The sequence below is a fragment of the Thalassospira sp. NFXS8 genome (assembly GCF_040148805.1).
Classification (GTDB): domain Bacteria; phylum Pseudomonadota; class Alphaproteobacteria; order Rhodospirillales; family Thalassospiraceae; genus Thalassospira.
The window spans coordinates 255,021-274,015 of record NZ_JAGEMF010000004.1; the positions used below are offsets into that span (position 1 = coordinate 255,021).

General features: G+C 53.2%; 13 protein-coding genes. 6 read left to right on the forward strand and 7 right to left on the reverse strand.

Going from position 1 to position 18,995, the window contains the following annotated elements:
• Nucleotides 1-23: 23 nt before the first annotated feature.
• Genes accC through aroQ form a run of 3 tightly spaced genes read right to left on the reverse strand, consistent with a single transcriptional unit; the run spans nt 24 to nt 2,294 of the window.
• A complete protein-coding gene (gene accC, locus J4E05_RS20075; protein ID WP_085593998.1) occupies nt 24-1,367 on the reverse strand; it encodes an acetyl-CoA carboxylase biotin carboxylase subunit in 1,344 nt (447 codons plus the stop codon).
• A gap of 18 nt (nt 1,368-1,385) precedes the next feature.
• On the reverse strand, nt 1,386-1,835 hold the full coding sequence (locus J4E05_RS20080; RefSeq protein WP_085593996.1) for an acetyl-CoA carboxylase biotin carboxyl carrier protein: 450 nt from the start codon (nt 1,833-1,835) through the stop codon (nt 1,386-1,388).
• A 12-nt stretch (nt 1,836-1,847) separates the two neighbouring features.
• On the reverse strand, nt 1,848-2,294 hold the full coding sequence (aroQ, locus tag J4E05_RS20085; protein WP_085593994.1) for a type II 3-dehydroquinate dehydratase: 447 nt from the start codon (nt 2,292-2,294) through the stop codon (nt 1,848-1,850).
• A gap of 234 nt (nt 2,295-2,528) precedes the next feature.
• On the opposite strand from aroQ, the gene thiS reads away from it, so the two are divergent.
• Nucleotides 2,529-3,524 carry a sulfur carrier protein ThiS gene (gene thiS, locus J4E05_RS20090; RefSeq protein WP_349599365.1) on the forward strand — a complete coding sequence of 332 codons (996 nt, stop codon included), beginning with the start codon at nt 2,529-2,531 and terminating at the stop codon, nt 3,522-3,524.
• 112 nt (nt 3,525-3,636) lie between these two features.
• Here thiS and J4E05_RS20095 read toward each other — a convergent pair whose 3' ends face one another.
• From J4E05_RS20095 to J4E05_RS20105, 3 genes are all read right to left on the reverse strand, one after another.
• Complete coding sequence (locus tag J4E05_RS20095; RefSeq protein ID WP_349599368.1) at nt 3,637-4,410, reverse strand: DsbA family protein; 774 nt, start codon at nt 4,408-4,410, stop codon at nt 3,637-3,639.
• Between the two features lie 80 nt (nt 4,411-4,490).
• The gene (locus J4E05_RS20100) at nt 4,491-5,192 is read right to left on the reverse strand and encodes a hypothetical protein (RefSeq protein WP_349599370.1); all 702 of its coding nucleotides are present in this window, start codon (nt 5,190-5,192) and stop codon (nt 4,491-4,493) included.
• 215 nt (nt 5,193-5,407) lie between these two features.
• The gene (locus J4E05_RS20105) at nt 5,408-6,748 is read right to left on the reverse strand and encodes a M48 family metalloprotease (protein WP_349599372.1); all 1,341 of its coding nucleotides are present in this window, start codon (nt 6,746-6,748) and stop codon (nt 5,408-5,410) included.
• 85 nt (nt 6,749-6,833) lie between these two features.
• Here J4E05_RS20105 and J4E05_RS20110 point away from each other — a divergent pair, with 85 nt between their 5' ends.
• Nucleotides 6,834-8,108, forward strand: a complete 1,275-nt coding sequence (locus J4E05_RS20110) for a gamma-glutamyltransferase (protein ID WP_349599375.1) — start codon at nt 6,834-6,836, stop codon at nt 8,106-8,108.
• 169 nt (nt 8,109-8,277) lie between these two features.
• Nucleotides 8,278-9,429, forward strand: coding sequence for a pyridoxal phosphate-dependent aminotransferase (locus tag J4E05_RS20115; RefSeq protein WP_349599378.1), 1,152 nt, complete (start codon nt 8,278-8,280; stop codon nt 9,427-9,429).
• Nucleotides 9,430-9,588: 159 nt separating this feature from the next.
• Here the strand turns inward: J4E05_RS20115 and J4E05_RS20120 are convergent, their stop codons facing one another.
• Complete coding sequence (locus J4E05_RS20120) at nt 9,589-12,666, reverse strand: Rne/Rng family ribonuclease (protein ID WP_349599381.1); 3,078 nt, start codon at nt 12,664-12,666, stop codon at nt 9,589-9,591.
• A gap of 1,013 nt (nt 12,667-13,679) precedes the next feature.
• On the opposite strand from J4E05_RS20120, the gene J4E05_RS20125 reads away from it, so the two are divergent.
• The 3 genes from J4E05_RS20125 (at nt 13,680) to prfB (ending at nt 18,940) form a co-directional block, all read left to right on the forward strand.
• A complete protein-coding gene (locus J4E05_RS20125) occupies nt 13,680-14,831 on the forward strand; it encodes an N-acetylmuramoyl-L-alanine amidase (protein ID WP_246833047.1) in 1,152 nt (383 codons plus the stop codon).
• A 352-nt stretch (nt 14,832-15,183) separates the two neighbouring features.
• Nucleotides 15,184-17,619: a penicillin-binding protein 1A gene (locus J4E05_RS20130; protein WP_349599385.1), complete on the forward strand. Its 2,436-nt coding sequence runs from the start codon at nt 15,184-15,186 to the stop codon at nt 17,617-17,619.
• Nucleotides 17,620-17,811: 192 nt separating this feature from the next.
• Nucleotides 17,812-18,940 (forward strand): peptide chain release factor 2 gene (gene prfB / locus J4E05_RS20135; RefSeq protein WP_349599388.1). Its coding sequence is split into 2 segments (ribosomal slippage): nt 17,812-17,880 and nt 17,882-18,940, totalling 1,128 coding nucleotides; the frame shifts between segments, so codons are not numbered across the junction.
• Nucleotides 18,941-18,995: the final 55 nt, after the last annotated feature.

Genomic DNA, 18,995 nt, shown 5'->3' on the forward strand with positions numbered 1-18,995 from the left:
ACCCATTGGTCCCCGGTTTTCTATTATTTTTTCATGCCCATAAATTTCTCAAGCCAATGAATATCGTAATCCCCGGCTTGAATATCGGGGTTTTCCAGCAATTTCTGGTGCAGGGGAATGGTGGTTTTGATGCCGCCAATGGCATATTCAGCCAAGGCACGGCGCAAACGCATCATGCATTCCTGTCGGTCACGCCCATGAACAATCAGCTTTGCGATCATGCTGTCATAATAAGGCGGAATTGAATAACCGGTATAAATGCCACTATCAACGCGCACGCCAAGGCCACCAGGGGCATGGTATTCCTGGATTTTGCCGGGCGAGGGCACAAATGTTTCCGGGTCTTCGGCATTGATGCGGCATTCAATGGCATGGCCATTAATTTCGATATCATCCTGGGTAAAGGATAATTCCATACCCGCAGCAACGCGAATTTGCTCGCGCACCAGATCAACGCCCGAAATGGCTTCGGTCACCGGGTGTTCCACCTGCAAACGGGTGTTCATTTCAATGAAATAGAACTCGCCATTTTCGTAAAGAAACTCGATGGTACCGGCATTGCGATAGCCCATGTCACGCATGGCGTTTGCCACCACGGTCCCAATCCGGTCGCGTTCTTCGGCGGTCAGGGTTGGCGAGGGGGCTTCTTCCATCACTTTTTGATGGCGCCGCTGCAAGGAGCAATCGCGCTCAAAAAGATGCACGGCATTCCCATGGGTATCACCAATGACCTGCAGCTCAATATGGCGCGGTTTGCCCAGGTATTTTTCGATGTAAACAGCGGCATTGCCAAAGTTTTGCATCGCTTCCTTCCGCGTCATGGAAAAGGCTTCGGCCAAATCCTCGTCGCGTTCCACAACCTTCATACCACGACCGCCGCCGCCGCCCGATGCTTTGATCAGCACAGGGTAGCCAATGTCGGCAGCACATTTCTGGGCCAGCTCAACAGTGGTAATTTCGCCGTCAGACCCTGGCACAACAGGAATGCCAAGTTTTTCGACAGTCTGTTTGGCGGTGATCTTGTCGCCCATCATCCGGATATGTTCCGGGCTGGGGCCGATAAAGGCAAAGCCGTGTTCTTCGACCATGGCGGCGAAGTCGGCATTCTCGGACAAAAAGCCGTATCCCGGGTGAATTGCGTCGGCGCCGGTAATTTCGGCAGCCGAAAGAATGGCCGGGATATTGAGATAACTGTCGCGCGACGCTGCCGGGCCGATGCAAACCGCTTCGTCAGCCAAACGCACATGCATGGCGTCGGCGTCGGCAGTGGAATGCACTGCGACGGTTTTGATGCCCATTTCGCGGCAGGCACGCTGAATACGCAGCGCGATCTCGCCTCGGTTGGCAATCAGGATTTTTTCGAACATTGCGGTTATGACCCCGGCTTATTCAATGATGACCAGCGGCTCGTCATATTCGACGGGGTTGCCGTCGGTTGCGACGATCTGGCTGATTTTGCCTGCTTTTGGTGCACGGATCGGATTGAAGGTCTTCATGGCTTCAATCAGCATCAGGGTCTGGCCTTCGGCAACCGTCGCACCTGCGCTGATAAAGGGGGCGGCACCTGGTTCGGGTGCGAAATAAACCACACCGACCATGGGTGATTTGACACAGCCCGGATGTGACGAAAGATCACCACCAGCCGGTGCGCCGGCAGCCGGGGCTGCAACACTGGCAGGTGCGGCGATCGGGGCTGGTGCAGCATACGTGGTGCCCTGGCGGGCAACGCGAATTTTATTGTCGCCTGCGGCAACTTCAATTTCTGTAAGATTGGTTTCGTCCAGCAATTCTGCAAGCTGGCGAATGGCGTCATTATCGATGTTGAACTTGCTCATTTCGACTATCTTTTATGATGAGGGGGCAATAAGGGGCTTCAGAGCGTCAAGGGCCAGGACATAGCCCTGTGCACCAAAACCGCAAATCATGCCTTTTGCGGCCTTCGAGACGAAGGAATGATGCCTGAAAGTGTCACGCTGATGAATATTGGACAGATGGACCTCGACGATCGGCAAATCTGATGCCAGCAAGGCATCAAGAATAGCGACCGACGTATGCGTATAGGCCGCAGCATTAAGAATGATGCCGCATCCCTTTACACGGGCTTCCTGTATCTGGTCAACCAGAACGCCTTCGTGATTGCTTTGATGAAAGGCGGTTTGAAGGCCAATCGACGTCGCATGCTGTTCACACAGGACCCTTATATCTTCCAGGGTGGTCGCACCATAGATTTCGGGCTGACGCTGTCCCAGTAGATTAAGATTTGGCCCATTTAAAATGTAGACGGGTTTTGTCATCCGGTCTCACATACCCAACAGTTTGTGAAGCGTTTATAACACGACGATAGTATGACGCAACGCTGCATTCCTTATATCGCAATGATGGAATATGCCAGCAGTGCTGCAAATTGGGCCCGCATTGTTATATTTGCCGCAATACAGGCCAAAAACGGGTGATCTCGGCTTGCCTTCAAACCCGGTGCTGACCATACTGCGGCCAAATATACAAGGATTAGGGACTTTAGTAAAAAAATGCGCCTTACGATCAATGGTGAAGACCGCACAGTCGAAAATGCAACCACAGTGGCCGATCTCCTTGAGCAATTGCAAATTGCTTCGGGCAAGGTGGCGGTTGAACGCAATCTTGAAATTGTTCCCAAAACTGCATACGGCGTAACTGCGCTTGGCGAGGGCGATAAACTGGAAATTGTTCATTTTATTGGGGGCGGTTCGTCCGATGCGGACCTTGCCGCAGCCGAAGATGATGGCTTTGTGGTTGCCGGGCGTACTTTTAAGTCCCGGTTGCTGGTTGGTACCGGTAAATACAAGGATTTTGATGAAACCCGCCTTGCTTTGGAAGAATCGGGTGCTGAAATTGTGACGGTGGCGGTGCGCCGGGTCAATGTAACCGACCCGAGCCAACCGATGCTGGTCGATTATGTTGACCCGAAAAAATACACTTATTTACCCAACACAGCCGGGTGCTTTACCGCAGACGATGCGATGCGGACATTGCGGCTGGCGCGCGAGGCTGGTGGCTGGAATCTTGTAAAGCTGGAAGTGCTGGGCGATCAGAAAACCCTGTATCCGAACATGCCTGAAACCCTGAAAGCGGCCGAAATCCTGATCAGGGAAGGCTTCGAGGTAATGGTGTATTGTAGCGATGATCCGATTCAGGCGAAAATTCTCGAAGATATGGGGTGTGTTGCGATTATGCCGTTAGGGTCGCTGATCGGTTCTGGCATGGGAATTATCAACCCGGTGAACATTGCCCTGATCAAGGAAAATGCGTCGGTGCCGGTGTTGGTTGATGCCGGTGTCGGGACCGCATCGGAAGCGGCCTTTGCGATGGAACTGGGATGTGACGGCGTTCTGATGAACACGGCCATTGCCGGGGCGAACGACCCGATTCGTATGGCGCGTGCCATGAAACATGCGGTTATTGCCGGTCGCGAAGCCTTTTTGGCCGGGCGGATGCCGCGCAAAAGCTATGCCGATCCGTCATCGCCATTGGCGGGTATTATCTGATTTCTGGCTGCCTTGTCTAAACAACATCCCCCGTTTCGAGATCGAAACGGGGGATGTTGTTTTATTGCCAATCCGATATGAAAAAACTGCATATGCGGTTTGAGATGCGGGATCAGGAATCCTTGGACAGGCCGGCATCAACCAGTGATTTAACCCGTTCCATATCTGCCCCTGGTACCAGCGTGCCGTTGATCAGGAAGGCAGGTGTTCCATTAACACCAATTGATTTGGCCATGGCGCTGTTGCGTGACAGTTCTTTTTTGACGTCATCGCTGTCCATGTCCTTGTGCATTTGGGCAATATCCAGCCCCGCACCGGCGGCCAGTTCGTCAATGCGGTCGTTGGTGAGCTGGCCACGGCTGCCCATCATGGCACGATGAAGTTCCAGGTATTTTCCCTGCTTGTGGGCGGCCAGGGCTGCGCGTGCGGCAACCACCGATTCCGGTGTCAGGATTGGTAATTCCAGAAAAATGGTGCGGATTTTTTGGGTGTCGTCGTCGGCCATTGCCATCACATCATCAAAGGCGCGTTTGCAGTAACCGCATTGATAATCGAAAAACTCAACCACAGTGACTGGCGCATCGGCAGAACCAACTGAAGGCGCGATCGGGTCTTTGGCGGAAAGGGCTTGCCAGACCGGTGCAATGGCTTCGTCCTGGCGGCGGGTTTGCTCGCTCATTTGCCAGGTTTGTACATTTTGAAGGGCACGCAAAAGCACATCCGGGTGATCCATCAGATAGCCCTCGATCATGCTTTCAACCTGTTTTTGTTGCGCAGGCGACAGGTCGTCTGCGGCATGGGCAGGGGTCGAGGCCAGGCTCGTCATTGCCAGCGGCAACGCAACGGCGCAACAAACCGTCGCTTTTTTCAAAATGTGCAATGCCATTAAAAATCCTTTTGTCTGCGGTCAGGCAAAACTGCCAGCAAATTACAGTATGGTTGTAACCTTGATACGGGACACATGCCCTAACGGGAAAGTAAAATATGCGAGAGGTAGGTCACAGCCGCAGGGGCACGGTTCTGCTGTGGGCGTGACGCAATGCCAATCCATACCAGTTTGACAGCGGTTGGGTCAGTCTTGGGCCAATACCGACGATGCAATGTGGCAAGGTCCAGATAATCGGTTTGCCAAAAGCTGTGTGCCGTAGACGGCATCGACGGAGCCGATGAAGCGGACGAAGCTGTCGGCATGTCGCCAACTGGAATTTGCAGGACATAATCGACACCCGGCAGGCCAACGCCAAAGTCTGTTTCGCTCCAGTTATCTGCGGTTTGGTTACGAAACCCCAATATTAGTGTTGCATCACCAGGGCGGGCGCCATTTTGCAATTGCCAGTCAAAAGATAAAAATGGCGTGCTTAAAATGGCAATATTGGTACGTCGGCCCAATTCAACCCCGTCGCCTGGTGCACCATATGCAGAAACTCCCAGGGCGATTTTGCCATCAATATCGGCCCAGAACAGGGCGGGGGGCGACGGTAACGTCCCTGTTGCCATCTTTTGGCGCGGGTTTTGTAACGGCGATCCTTCCCGACGTGGCACATACAGCCAATATTCCGGCAGTTTATGCGCTTCCAGGGCAAAGGGCGCATAAAGCAATTTTAATCCGCCATCGGCATTCACCCCGGCGCCGGGCAAGCTACAGGCGGCCAAAAACATGGCCGTCATAGTAGCAATAATTGCCCGAAACCGCTGAAAACGCATATGTGTTGGACATTCAGACGGGAATTTTCGCATGTGTCTGTGTCCGATTGCAGGTTGGCTCAGGGCAGTATTGAAGAATGCAGGCAGTTGTTTTCTCGGCTAGCGATACCATCCCGGCGGGTATGTGCCGCGGGATGGTATGGGTGGGGGTGTTGTTGGCCTGGCAACGTCACGGGCTGTTAGTTTTTATTGTCTGGCTGGGTGGCGCGCAAAATATCCTGTGCGCGCTGCCAAGGGGCCGTGCCGCTGGTCAGTTGCCGGTCCGCTTGCACGGCATGATAGCGTGCAGCGCTACGATCACCGGTCAAAAGACTATATTCCGACTGGGCAAGCGATGCCTCGCCGGTATTGTTTAATCGGGATTCGGTAATGGCACGAAACCGCCAGGCCGATGCGTTATCGCGTTCCTTTGACAGGGCCGCCAGCAAGTTTTGTTTGGCATCATCGAGCAGGGCCGGGTCGTTGGTTTCAAGTTCGGCATGGGCCAGTAAAATACGGATCAGCGGGGCGTCGCCGCCAGATTGGTCAACTGCCTTGTGTAACGGCTCAATGGCATCGGCGGCTTTGCCAAATTCCAGCAAGACCTGGCCTTTTAATTCGGCGAAATATGGATTTTCCGGTTCGTCGGCAATCAGCGCGTTGATGCGTTCCAGTGCCGGTTCAAGCTGCGAATCGCGATAATAGGCAATTGCGCGGGCATAGCGGGCGGCAATACTGGTATCGGACTCGGGATACTGGCGCAGGGTTAACTGCAAGCTGTTGGTAAAGGCGAAAAGTTTGGCGCGCATTCGGGCATGACGTTCGTACAGGGCAGGTGAAACCTTGGCATCCTTAAGCGGAGAGTTGGCAACATAGTTTTCAAGAAACTGCACACGTTCGGTTGTTAAAGGGTGGCTGCGCAGATAAGGGTCCTGATTGGCGGCACTTAACAGTTCCTGCCCTTCAAGCTTCTCCATAAAATTTCTCATGCCGCGCGCCGAAATGCCGGCCTCGGTCAGAAATTTAACGCCCGCCTGGTCAGCGCTGCTTTCCTGGGTGCGGGAATATGCGAGAAAATTACGCTGCGCCAGGTTCTGCCCGCCAATAACGGCGGCGGTGCCAACATCGGCCCGGCCGGATGCAACCCCGGCCGCAACGCCTAAAACCGTTGAAAGAATTGAGATTGCCGATGCATTGCGCAACTGGTCCTGCACGCGCGAAAGATGCCCGCCAGCGATGTGGCCGGTTTCGTGCGCGATAACCCCCATCACCTGTTCAGGAGTATCTGCTTTCAACAGAAGCCCGGTATTGATAAAAAGTTTCTGCCCGCCTGCAACGAACGCATTGAGACTGTTATCGGAAACGATGTAAACCGATACAGCCTGTGGATCGAGACCGGCGGCCTTGAACAGGGGCGTGGCATAGAGACGAAGGGTTTCCTCGATTTCTGTGTCACGGATAAATGAACGGCCTTGGGCGAAAACTGCGCTGGGCAAGGCAACAAGGAAAATGGCAGTGAGTGTTAAAATGCGTCTAAGCAAAATGTGCGTTCCGTATGTTCGTTCATCCGGGCCAGTCGAAAAGCAGGCAGGCCAACCATCATGGCGGATCGCCGCGGCTTTCGCAATGACTGCTGTACTTTGTGCTTGCACCACCACACCACAAAATGTTGGCCAGATCGGGGCAGTCAAAGGTGTTTTGGGTGGTGTGACGGGTGATGAACCCCTTGCCGTACAAACCGCGCGCGATGTTTTGTCATCGGGTGGTACCGCGGCTGACGCGGCGGTTGCCCTGTATGCAACCATGACAGTTACCAAACCGTCGGTAGCCGGTATTGGCGGTGGCGGTGTGTGCGTTGTGCATGACCGTGTGGCACAAAAAATTGAAGTTCTGGATTTCTGGCCGCGCCCGGGCACCAAAACTGCCGATGGCCAAACCCATACCGCTGTTCCCGGTGTTCCGCGCGGCTTGTATGCGCTGAGCGCCCGTTATGGCCGTTTGCAATGGGGCCAGCTTATTGCCAGTGCCGAACAGGATGCCCGTTTTGGAACACCCCTGTCGCGATCTTTGAAAATGGATCTGGAAGCATCACGCGATAAAGTTATGTCTACCCCTTCGCTGGCGGCAATCTATAGCCGTGATGGCCATTTGCTTGAAGTTGGCGACCGGGTTCAGCAACTGGGCCTTGGCGCATTGTTAACGTCGTTGCGGGTCAAGGGGCCTGGCGATTTTTATAGTGGGGGGCTGGCATCGCAAATCGTGACGGCGGTTCAAAATGCCGGTGGTACACTGACGCTGGCGGATCTTAACAATTATAAACCGGTCTGGCGGGAGGCAACTGCCGTGAAATCGGGCAATGAAAACCTGTATTTCACTCATGCTCCCAAATCGGCAACCGGTACGGGTGATATCACAGGCGAGGGTGATGTTGTTTCGGTCCTGAACCGTTATCTGGCTGATATCGACAATGCGCCAGCCAACAGTGCAAAGGGGGGGCGGAGCGGATTTGTCGTTGTGGATCTTGCTGCCAATGCCGTGGCTTGTGAAACCACAATGAACGAACCCTTTGGCGTTGGCGTCGGTGCAAATGCGTTTGGGCTGGATCTTGCAAGCGGTGATGTTGCCGAACCATTGGTTGGCCCGGTTCTGAAGCTTAATCCCAATGTCTGGGAATTTTATTATGGCATCGCGGGCACCGATACCCCGGCAGGCGCGACTGCCCAGATCGCCAGAATTGCCGAAGATCTTGTTGGTGCGGGAAGTGCCGCCGAACTTGGCATGAATGCCAAGGGGGTATCGTCAGTGAATTATATTTCCTGTCCTGAAGGTGTGCCGCCACATCCCGAAAGCTGCCGTTTTGTTGCCGATCCGGCAGGGGGCGGTATGGCGCTTGGTCGTTAAACCTGTAAATTGCAGCACGGCGGTGCCAAATCGGCAGGATGTTTGCGTGTCGTATGTCCTGCCATTTTACGGACCCTGACGATAAAAGTTGCAACTAAAAAATAGAAACAACTCCTGCCTGTGTGATCTTCATGCAGGCAGGTTTCATTTCTGACGGACTGGAAAGAAAATGACCCTGAAAAAGTCGACTCGCGGGGCAATTTCCCCCTTCATTGTGATGGATGTGTTGCGTGCGGCAAATATGCGCGCCGAAAGTGGCAAGGCCGTTTATCATCTTGAAGTCGGACAGCCTGGCACCCCGGCACCGAAGAAAGTGCGCGAAGCCGCTGCCCGTGCTCTTGACGGCGATTTGATCGGCTATACCGATGCGTTGGGTGTGGAGCCGCTGCGTGCGGCCATTGCCGGGCATTACAAAACAAAGTTTGGCGTGTCTCTGGACCCGTCACGTATTTGCGTTGCCAGCGGGTCTTCGTCCATTTTTGTGTTGGCATTTTTGGCGGCCTTTGATGCGGGCGACCGGGTGGCAATGGCGGCACCGGGATATCCGGCTTATCGTAATATTCTGGGGGCGCTGGGCATTGAAACAGTTACCCTGATGGCAGGTCCCGAAAGCCATTATCAGCCAACTGTCGAGATGTTAATGGCGTTGGATAAGCCAGTGGATGGCCTGATTTTGGCAAGTCCGTCCAACCCGGCCGGGAGTATGATCAGCCGCGAGAAGTTTGCCGAACTGGTACGCTATTGCCGGGAAAATGGCATTCGCCTGATCTCGGACGAAATTTATCAGGGTATTTCATTTGGGGATGTTCCGGATTCTACCGCAGTAGAGTTTGGCGATGACGCTTTCATCGTGAACAGTTTTTCCAAATATTTTTCCATGACCGGTTGGCGTTTGGGTTGGGCTGTCGTTCCGCCTGATTTGGTGCGACAGGTGGAATGTTTACAGCAAAACCTGTTTATTTCGGCACCGACCCTGTCGCAACTGGCTGCTGTTGCTGCCTTTGATTGCGAAGACGAATTACAGGCTAATATCGCAGCCTATGCCCGCAATCGCGAGATTTTGCTAAACGAATTGCCCAAGGCCGGGTTTGACCAGTTTGCCCCGGCGGATGGTGCATTTTATTTGTATGCCGATGTTTCGGGGCATACCGATAATAGTGAAGCGTTTTGTAAGAAAATGCTGAATGAAACCGGTGTTGCCATCACGCCCGGAACGGATTTCGACCCGTTTCGGGGGAAGTCTTATGTTCGGTTTTCCTTCGCCCATAGCGAACAAACCATGTTGGGTGCAGTTAAGGCGCTATGTGACTGGAAGCGTTAAATTGGCATTGGTCGAACGGCGTTAGGTAATCCATACCTGTGTTGCCATGCCCTGTATTCACAAAACAGGTTTTATAATAAGCAGATAATTTGAAAATAGCCGACAAAAAAGGGATGCCAGATTTTGGCATCCCTTTTTGCGTTTGGGGTGACCCGGTGGCTAGTTGCTCCACCAGCCTTTACGTTTCGGCTTCGGTTTGGCTGGTGCCTCGGGCGCTTTCACGTCTGCCGGGGTTGCCGCCTGTTCCGGTTGGGTCGGTGCCGGTGCTGTGTTTGGTGCTGATGTAGCAGGTTTTTCGCTAACCTCAGCTGCCGGTGTGGCGACTTCGGTTTTGACGGCTTCGTTTGTGACCGGTTTGCTTTCGACAGCAGCAGGCGTTGCTGTTTCGGGTGCCGGTGAATCCTTAACCTCAGTGGTTGGCGCCGGTGATTGTTCTGCCGGGGCTGCAACGGGCGTGTTTGGTGTCGGTGTTGCCGTTTGTGCAACGGCGTCAGCTGTTTCCGAACCACTGGCTTCCGGTGCCGGGCCACTGTGAATCGGAATATTGCGAACTTCGCTACGATCCCGGTTCTGGTTGTTGCGACGGTTGTCTTTGTTGCGATTATTCCGATCGCGACGCTGACGGGCCGGGGCCGGGGCGGTTGTGCTGCGTTCACGGGCCGGGCGAATTTCATCACCGTCTCCGGTTGCTACAAATTCGTCGGCTTCCTGACCTTCACTGTCGCCTTCAATGATGGCGTCAACACTTGTTCCGTCCGGGGCGCTATGGTCGCGGTTGCGGCGTTTTTCGGTCGCTTCAGGATCGTCGGTTGGCGATACGACACGCGGTGCCGCTTCGAATTCCTGGCGGCGCGAACGACGACGTCCCCCGCGTTTTCCCCGGCGGCGACGTTTGCGTGATGCATCATCATCGCCATCATCATCACCGTTCTGGTCCGCAGACTGGGCCGAATCATCGTCTTCATCGTCATCGGATGACGTGTCGTCATTCTCGGCGGTCGTGTTTTCATCACGATCCTCCGGGCGACCACGACGACGGCGGCGGCGGCGGCGGCGTTTATTCTGCTCGTCGCTGTCGGTGCTGATTTCGGTTTCGGCTTCGTCATCCCGGCTTGTGTTTTCAACAAGTTCTTCCTCGACCAGTTCGATCGGGGCTTCGATGGCGGTTAATGAAACGCTATCTGTATTTAGAACTGCCGGATGATCATCTTCGCCAGCCTTGGGCGCACGGGACCGTTCGATACGATGATCCGGTGAAATCAGGCTGTCGTCACCGAAAATCATGACAGTAAAGCCATAACGCTGTTCGATTTCGGCCAGTGAATCGCGTTTGCGGTTCAAAATATAAAGGGCAACTTCGCTGGCAACATGCACCGTCAGGGCACCGGCACGGCGACGCATGCCTTCTTCTTCAATGACGCGCAAAAGATGCAGGGCCGAACTTTCGATGGAGCGAACCAGACCAACACCACGGCAATGGGTGCACACCTCAAATGCGCTTTCGACCAGCGACGGACGCAGGCGTTGACGCGACATTTCAAGCAGGCCAAACGGGCTGATGCGACCAATCTGCAGACGGGCACGGTCGTTGCGCATCGCTTCCTTAAGCTTGCGTTCAACGGCACCCTGGTTGCGGTGATCTTCCATGTCGATAAAGTCGACAACAATCAAACCGGCCAGGTCGCGCAGGCGTAGTTGGCGTGCCAGTTCTTCGGCGGCTTCAAGGTTGGTTTTATAGGCGGTTTCTTCGATATTGCGTTCGCGCGTTGACCGACCGGAGTTCACATCGATTGCGACCAGGGCTTCGGTCGGGTTGATCACAATGTAACCACCCGATTTCAGCTGAACAACAGGGTTCAGCATCGCATCAAGCTGGCTTTCGACCTGGAAACGGTGGAAAAGCGGAACGCCTTGATCTTTGTAGGGCTGCACACGCTTGGCATGTGATGGCATCAGCATCTTCATGAAGTCTTTGGCGATGCGGTAACCTTCATCACCTTCAACCAGAACTTCATCAACATCGCGGGCATAAAGGTCGCGGATGGAGCGTTTGATCAGGTCGGCTTCTTCATAAATCAGGCATGGTGCCTGGCTTTGCAGGGTGGTTTCGCGGATACGGTCCCACAGACGCATCAGGTAATCAAAGTCGCGTTTAATCTCGGCTTTGGTCCGTTCAGCACCGGCTGTGCGCACGATAACCGCCATGCCACCGGGAATTTCCAGCTCGGCCAAAATCGATTTAAGGCGTTTACGGTCCTGCGCATTGGTGATTTTGCGTGAAATGCCGCCACCACGGGGAGTGTTGGGCATTAAAACGCAATAACGTCCGGCCAGTGACAGGAAGGTTGACAGGGCCGCACCCTTGTTGCCGCGTTCTTCCTTTACGACCTGAACCAGCAAAATCTGGCGGCGTTTGATAACTTCCTGAATTTTGTACCGCTTTTGCATTTGCGGACGAACGGAGTCAGAAAATTCGTCGCTGTCATCCCCGCCCATATCTTCGATATTTTCGTCGTCATTGACGGTTTCAGTATCGTCGATATCAACCGAGATTTCGGCGATCTCTGCCGACATGGTGGCAACGGTGTTTGAACCACCGTTATTGCCGTTGTCGTCGTTGCCGGTCTCATCGTCGCTATGGGCGGCGGTATCGGCGGTGTTTTCGCTGTCTTCGGGTTTTTTGCGACGGTTGCGCATCCGGCGGCGACGCGGTTTTGTGTCATCTTCGCCGGTGTCGCTGTTGGCACTTGCGGCGGTATTTTCGCGCGCTTCGCCATCGTCGTCATTGTCCGACGCAGTTACGGTGTCGTTGTTGTCCGTTGCGGCGGTATCGTCTTTGCGCGGTTTGCGGCGCGAACGCGAACGAACCGGCTTTTTGTCTTTTTTCTGGGCATCATCATTGTCGCCACCAATATTGTCTTCGACAATTTCGGCGTCCCGCGTTGCTGGCGCATGGGAGTGGGACCGGGCAATTGCTTCGCGGTCGGCGACAGGGATTTGATAATAATCGGAATGGATTTCGCTAAAAGCAAGGAAACCGTGACGATTCCCGCCATAATCAACAAAGGCTGCCTGCAACGAGGGTTCAACCCGCGTTACTTTCGCAAGATAAATGTTACCTTTAATCTGTTTTTTGGTCGACGTTTCTACGTCGTATTCTTCTAGCCGATTTCCATTTATGACAACGACACGGCTTTCTTCCGCGTGCGTTGCGTCGATGAGCATACGTTTGACCATTCGGAACCTGTTCCTGAAGGTCCCGCCAGTTTAATGCGTCTCGCTAAAGTGTGCTGATATGCAAACAAACCGGCGTTACCGAAGGCGCCGCCCACAAAGGTCGCGATATGTCCGTTATATATATGGTTCATCGCGTTTCGGCTGCTCTTTCGGTATGGACCTGGTTTTGGTGTTAAAAAAAAGAATTGGCTTATGTCTGTTGTCTGTTCGAGCGCGCCACGACAGCCTGGAATGGGAGGGCTCTATCGGGAGCGGGGATTGCCGCGTCACCGAGACACCGACCCGAGGAACTGCCACGTCGCGTCCTCAGCCTGACGGAGAGTATTATTAACCCGTAAAGCATAGGAATCTCGGCGACAACATATCTCTTTTATTCACAGGCGACAAACAATTTTGTTGCGCCATTCACAAGGTTTCTTGGCCACATGGTTTAAAAACCGCGCATTCTCCACATTTCAAAGGTAGAAAAGAAAATTCCATGCAAATAATTGTGATCATAACGATTTTTCAATTATTGGCGTGATTTGCAAATTGCGCTGTGGCGTCGTCGCGCTGTGTTGCGGTTAAAAATACCCGATGCAAATTTAACATTAAAGCATATGACCCTATATTTACCGCCAAAGTCGGGTGATTTTTTGACAATCAAAGGCAGTGTTGTGCCGTGCAGTCCAGGTTGCAGAATCGGCCGCTAACAACGCGGGTTCATTTGCGCGCATCAGGGTCGTGCGTCGTGGCTGCGTTTCATCGTCGAATTTGTCAGATAAAGGTGCCCGAACGTTCAGAACGGGCCGGTTGGTCAATTACCCGTTAACTTTCTGGTTGCTATAAGCACAAACGGTACGCTACGTGCCATAATTATCCGGGAAAACAAACAAGTCAGGATGGGGTTGGCGGTGCTTTTGCAAGGCAGGCAAAAAAACGCGCAGGGGAATATGTTTGGCGCTGTCGGCTTTTTAGGGCGGGCTGCGGCAGTGTTATGCTGTCTGTTTTTTATGTTTGCAACGCAGGCAGCCATGGCAAACACAGCCAAGGTTCTCGGCGCTCGCCTGGGGGTATATCCCGATAAAACCCGCTTCGTTATCGACCTGGATAGCGATGTTGATTTTACCTATTTCCTGCTGCCAGACCCGTTTCGTATCATTATCGATATGCCTGAAATCGACTGGAGCGCGCCACCGGGTAAAGTCACATCGGGTGGCGGTATTATTTCGGGTTTGCGGTATGGCCTGTTTAAACCGGGCACTTTTCGCGTTGTTCTTGATGTTAGCCAGCCGGCATTGATTTCAAAAATTTTTACCCTGCCAGCAAGTGGCGGCAAGCCTCATCGTCTGGTTATTGATGTTGCCCCGACATCACGTGATACCTTTATGGCGGCTTCGCGCGAAAGTATGGCCGCCTATTCGGCACGCCAACGTAACGATACGTCGGTTACGGAAAAAAGTGCCGATGTTGCCGTTGAAACGGGCCAGACCGGAACCGATACAAAGCCCCTGATCGCAATTGATGCCGGGCATGGGGGCGTGGACCCGGGTACCATCGGGGTGGGGGGCATATATGAAAAAGATGTTACCCTTGCCGCTGCGCGTGAATTAGCAAAGGTTCTTACTGATTCCGGGCGTTACCGTGCCCTTTTGACCCGCGACAAGGACGTGTTCTTAAAACTGCGCCAGCGCACGGAAATTGCGCGGAAAAATCACGCCGATCTGTTTTTGTCCCTTCATGCAGATTCCATATCCGATTCCCGGCATCGCGGGGCGTCTGTTTATACCTTGTCTGAAAACGCATCGGACAAGGAAGCATCGGCATTGGCGAGCAAGGAAAACAAGGCTGACGTCATTGCCGGTGTTGATTTGTCCGAAGAAAACTCACTGGTGCAAAGCATCTTGATCGACCTTGCCCAGCGTGAAACCATGAACCTGTCGTCCAATTTTGCGACGGATATGGTGCGTGAATTGACCAACGATGTGAAATTACAGCAACGTACGCACCGGTTTGCCGGTTTTGCTGTGCTAAAAGCCCCGGATATTCCATCTGCGCTGTTTGAAATGGGGTATTTGTCCAATCCGACCGATGCAAAGCTGCTGCAATCTTCAGCACATCGTCATAAAATGGCCCAGGCGATTTTACGTGCGTTGGACGACTATTTCAAAGTTCACAAATTTTAGGAAATCCGGGCCCATATTGTTTCGCGCGACGTCGATTAGGGGCGCTTTTGATGGCGTGTTACCGACGTTTGGTGAAAGTTGCATTGAATTTTTTATGTAAATTTGATGATTGCTGTTTTGTGCCGTTGTTTTGCCGGGATTTATCTTTAGGCTGACAGCCACGATCAGATGTGGGCGCAAATATTTTAAAATTTATTCAAATGCTGACGAAAGCGCAGGAAACAAAATGTTGGGCAGGTCGTTCTGTTTCAACATGGTCACTTTTTTGCCGCGATAGTAGGGCTTTGTGTTATTTGTGCCTGCAGGCATCCGTCAAGACGGCAACAACAGCGAAACGATAAAGATCCGTTTAATGCGTATTTTCCTGACAATTATCGGTGTGTTCTTCCTGCTCGCAGTGGCTGGTGGGGCATGTGTTCTTGGCGTTTTCTGGCATTTTGGCCAGGATTTGCCTGATTATACCCAGCTTGCTGACTATGAACCCGAGGTCATGACTCGTGTTCATGCGGGTGACGGGGCATTGATTGCTGAATATGCCAAGGAAAAACGGGTTTTTGTCCCGATTGAACAAATTCCGCGCAAGGTGATGAATGCCTTTGTCGCCGCCGAGGACCAGAACTTCTGGACCCATCCGGGTATAGATTTTCCCAGCGTCTTTCGTGCGGCTGTTACCAACATTGCCAATATTGGTTCGGGGCGGCGTCCGGTTGGGGCTTCGACCATTACCCAACAGGTGGCAAAAAACTTTTTGCTGACCAACGAAGTTTCCTACGATCGTAAAATCAAGGAAGCGATCCTGTCGTTTCGCATTGAACAGGCATTTTCCAAACAGCATATTCTTGAACTGTATCTGAACGAAATTTATCTGGGCCGGGGAAGTTACGGGGTTGCAGCAGCTGCCTTGCGTTATTTTGATAAGTCGCTGGACGAGCTGACCGTGGCCGAAGCCGCCTATCTGGGCGCGCTGCCAAAGGCACCGTCCAATTATGACCCGGTACGCGATCATGACGCGGCAAAAGGACGTCGTAACTGGGTGATCGGGCGAATGCTGGATGAAGGGTATATTACCGACGCCGAAGCCCAGGAAGCGATTGCATCGCCGCTTATTGGTCAGGATCGGGAATCGGTCGATTATTATGCCCATGCCGATTATTTCGCAGAAGAAGTCCGTCGCGAACTCGTTGATCGTTACGGCGAAAACGCCCTCTATAATGGCGGCCTGTCGGTGCGGACATCGGTTGAGCCAAAATTACAAACCATTGCCAATAAGGTAATGTATGACGGGTTGGTCGAATATGACCGGCGACATGGCTGGCGCGGGCCCCTGGATAAAATCGACATTTCCGGCGACTGGCAAAAGGCGCTGGAACCGGTTAAGGCCCCCAATGATGTGCCGTGGCTGAAGGCCGTTGTTCTGAAACTGGATGGCAACGATGCCGTGATTGGCATTGAAAATGGTAAACAGGGGACAGTCCCCTTTGCCGAAATGAAATGGGCGCGCCCGTGGCAAAAGGGCCAGACCGTTGGCGGTGCCGTTGGCAAGGCATCGGATGTGGTTAATCCCGGCGATGTGGTTATGGTTGAGCCGATTAAGGCCGATGATGATGGCAAGGCCGCCGAAAACACCTATTCCTTGCAGCAAATTCCCAATGTGAATGGTGGTTTGGTGGCAATGGACCCGCATACGGGCCGGGTTTTGGCAATGTCGGGTGGTTTTTCACATGATTTGTCAAAATTTAACCGTGCGACACAGGCGCGCCGTCAACCTGGGTCGGCTTTTAAACCGTTTGTGTATCTGGCGGCGCTTGATTCCGGTTTTACCCCGTCATCGCTGGTGCTTGATGCGCCCTTCGTGATTGATCAGGGGCCGGGGCAGGGCAAATGGAAACCGGGTAACTATAGTGGCAAGTTTTATGGCCCATCCACATTGCGCCTGGGGATTGAACTTTCGCGAAACCTGATGACGGTGCGTCTTGCACAAACCATTGGTATGGACAAAGTGGTTAACTATGCCGAAAAATTCGGTGTTGTTGACAGTATGCCCGCTGTTTTATCCATGTCGCTGGGGGCTGCTGAAACCACGGTGTTGAAGCTTACCAACGGATATTCCGAACTCGTGAACGGGGGCAAAAAAGTAACCCCGACACTGATTGACCGTATTCAGGATCGCCGGGGCAAAGTTATTTATCGCCGGGATGACCGTCAGTGCGCGGAATGCCAGGACGTGGTTTATAACGGCCAAACCCCGCCAGAATTGCCAGATAACCGTGAGCAACTGGCTGATCCGGCCAGTGCTTATCAGATTGTGTCAATTCTGGAAGGTGTTATTCAACGCGGGACCGGTCGCCGGATGCGGAATTTGCAATTTCCTTTGGCAGGCAAAACCGGAACGACCAATGATTCGCGTGACGCCTGGTTTGTGGGCTTTACCCCCGACCTTGCCGTTGGCGTGTATGTGGGCTTTGACGACAATCGTTCGCTTGGTGGGCGCGAACAGGGTGCATCGGCCGCAGCACCGATTTTTCAGGAATTTATGACCCATGCCATGGAAGGGGTGACACCCGTTCCCTTCCGTACCCCACCTGGTATCCGTATGGTGCGGGTAGATGCGAAAAGCGGCCTTCCGGCGCAATCTGGCGATAATAATGTGATCTGGGAAGCCTTCAAACCCGGAACCATCCCGGAACGTAATGATAATGTTATTGATGGTGGTTCGCCCGGTGTCGGATCCTCAGGTAGTAGTGGCAGCAGCGATAATGGCGTTTCCAGCCCCAGCGGTATTTACTAGTACGCCGATCTGAACGGGTATTGGCTGTTGAAATAGCGCAAAAGGGCCGGGTAAACACAGACCCGGCCCTTTTGTCTGCGCCGCAGGGGTTTCAAGCGGGGCAAAAACTGTTATAAGCGCCGCCGATGACGCGATATTCGCAACTTTCGGCGGATATCGTCCAAACCAGATTTTTGTATAACGGAGACATCAATGCGCGCTGAAGCACAGGCATTGGTAGATGAGATCAAGCAGTCGATGGCGCTGCTGAGGAGGCATCTTTGACTGGGATAATGCTCTTAGACGCCTGGACGAATTAAACGCCCTTGCCGAAGATCCGACCTTGTGGGATAGCCCTGACAACGCGCAGAAAATCATGCGCGAACGCACCCATCTGGAAGATTCCATTAACGGCTACAAATCACTGGCTCAGGAACTTTCTGACAATATCGAATTGATCGAACTTGGCGAAGCCGAGGGCGATGATGATACGGTCAAGGAAGCTGAAGACGGTTTGCGTTCGATCCGCGATATTGCGGCCAAGCGCGAGCTGGAAAGCCTGCTGTCGGGTGAAGCTGACGCCAATGACGCCTATCTTGAAGTCCATGCCGGTGCCGGCGGGACCGAAGCGCAGGACTGGGCCAGTATGCTGGCGCGTATGTATGTGCGCTGGTCGGAATCCAAGGGCTATAAGCTGGAAATGCTTGAAGAAAGTGACGGCGAAGAAGCCGGCATTAAATCTGTGACTTACAAGATTTCCGGCCATAACGCCTATGGCTGGCTGAAAAACGAAGTTGGTGTGCATCGTCTGGTGCGTATTTCGCCCTATGACAGCGCGGCACGTCGCCATACCAGTTTTTCATCTTGCTGGGTTTATCCGGTGGTCGATGACGATATCAATATCGAAATCCTGGACAAGGATTTGCGCGTTGATACCTATCGTGCTTCGGGGGCTGGTGGGCAGCACGTTAACCGGACGGATTCTGCGGTGCGTATCACCCATATTCCGACCGGCATTGTCGCCCAGTGCCAGAATGACCGCTCCCAGCATAAAAACCGCGATACGGCGATGAAAATGCTGAAAGCCCGGTTATACGAGGCTGAATTGCAACGCCGCGAAGCCGAAGCCCAGGCCGTTGAAGACACCAAGTCCGATATTGGCTGGGGCCATCAGATTCGCTCTTATGTGTTGCAGCCTTATCAAATGATCAAGGATTTGCGTACTGGCGTTGAAACATCCGATACCCAGGGTGTTTTGAACGGTGATCTGGACCAGTTCATGGCTGCCGCCCTGGCCGCCCGTGTGACCGGTTCGGCAGGCGACGTTGAGGATATCGACTAACCTTGTTTCGGATAGAGACATTTAAACCCCCGTTGTTTTGCAGCGGGGGTTTTTC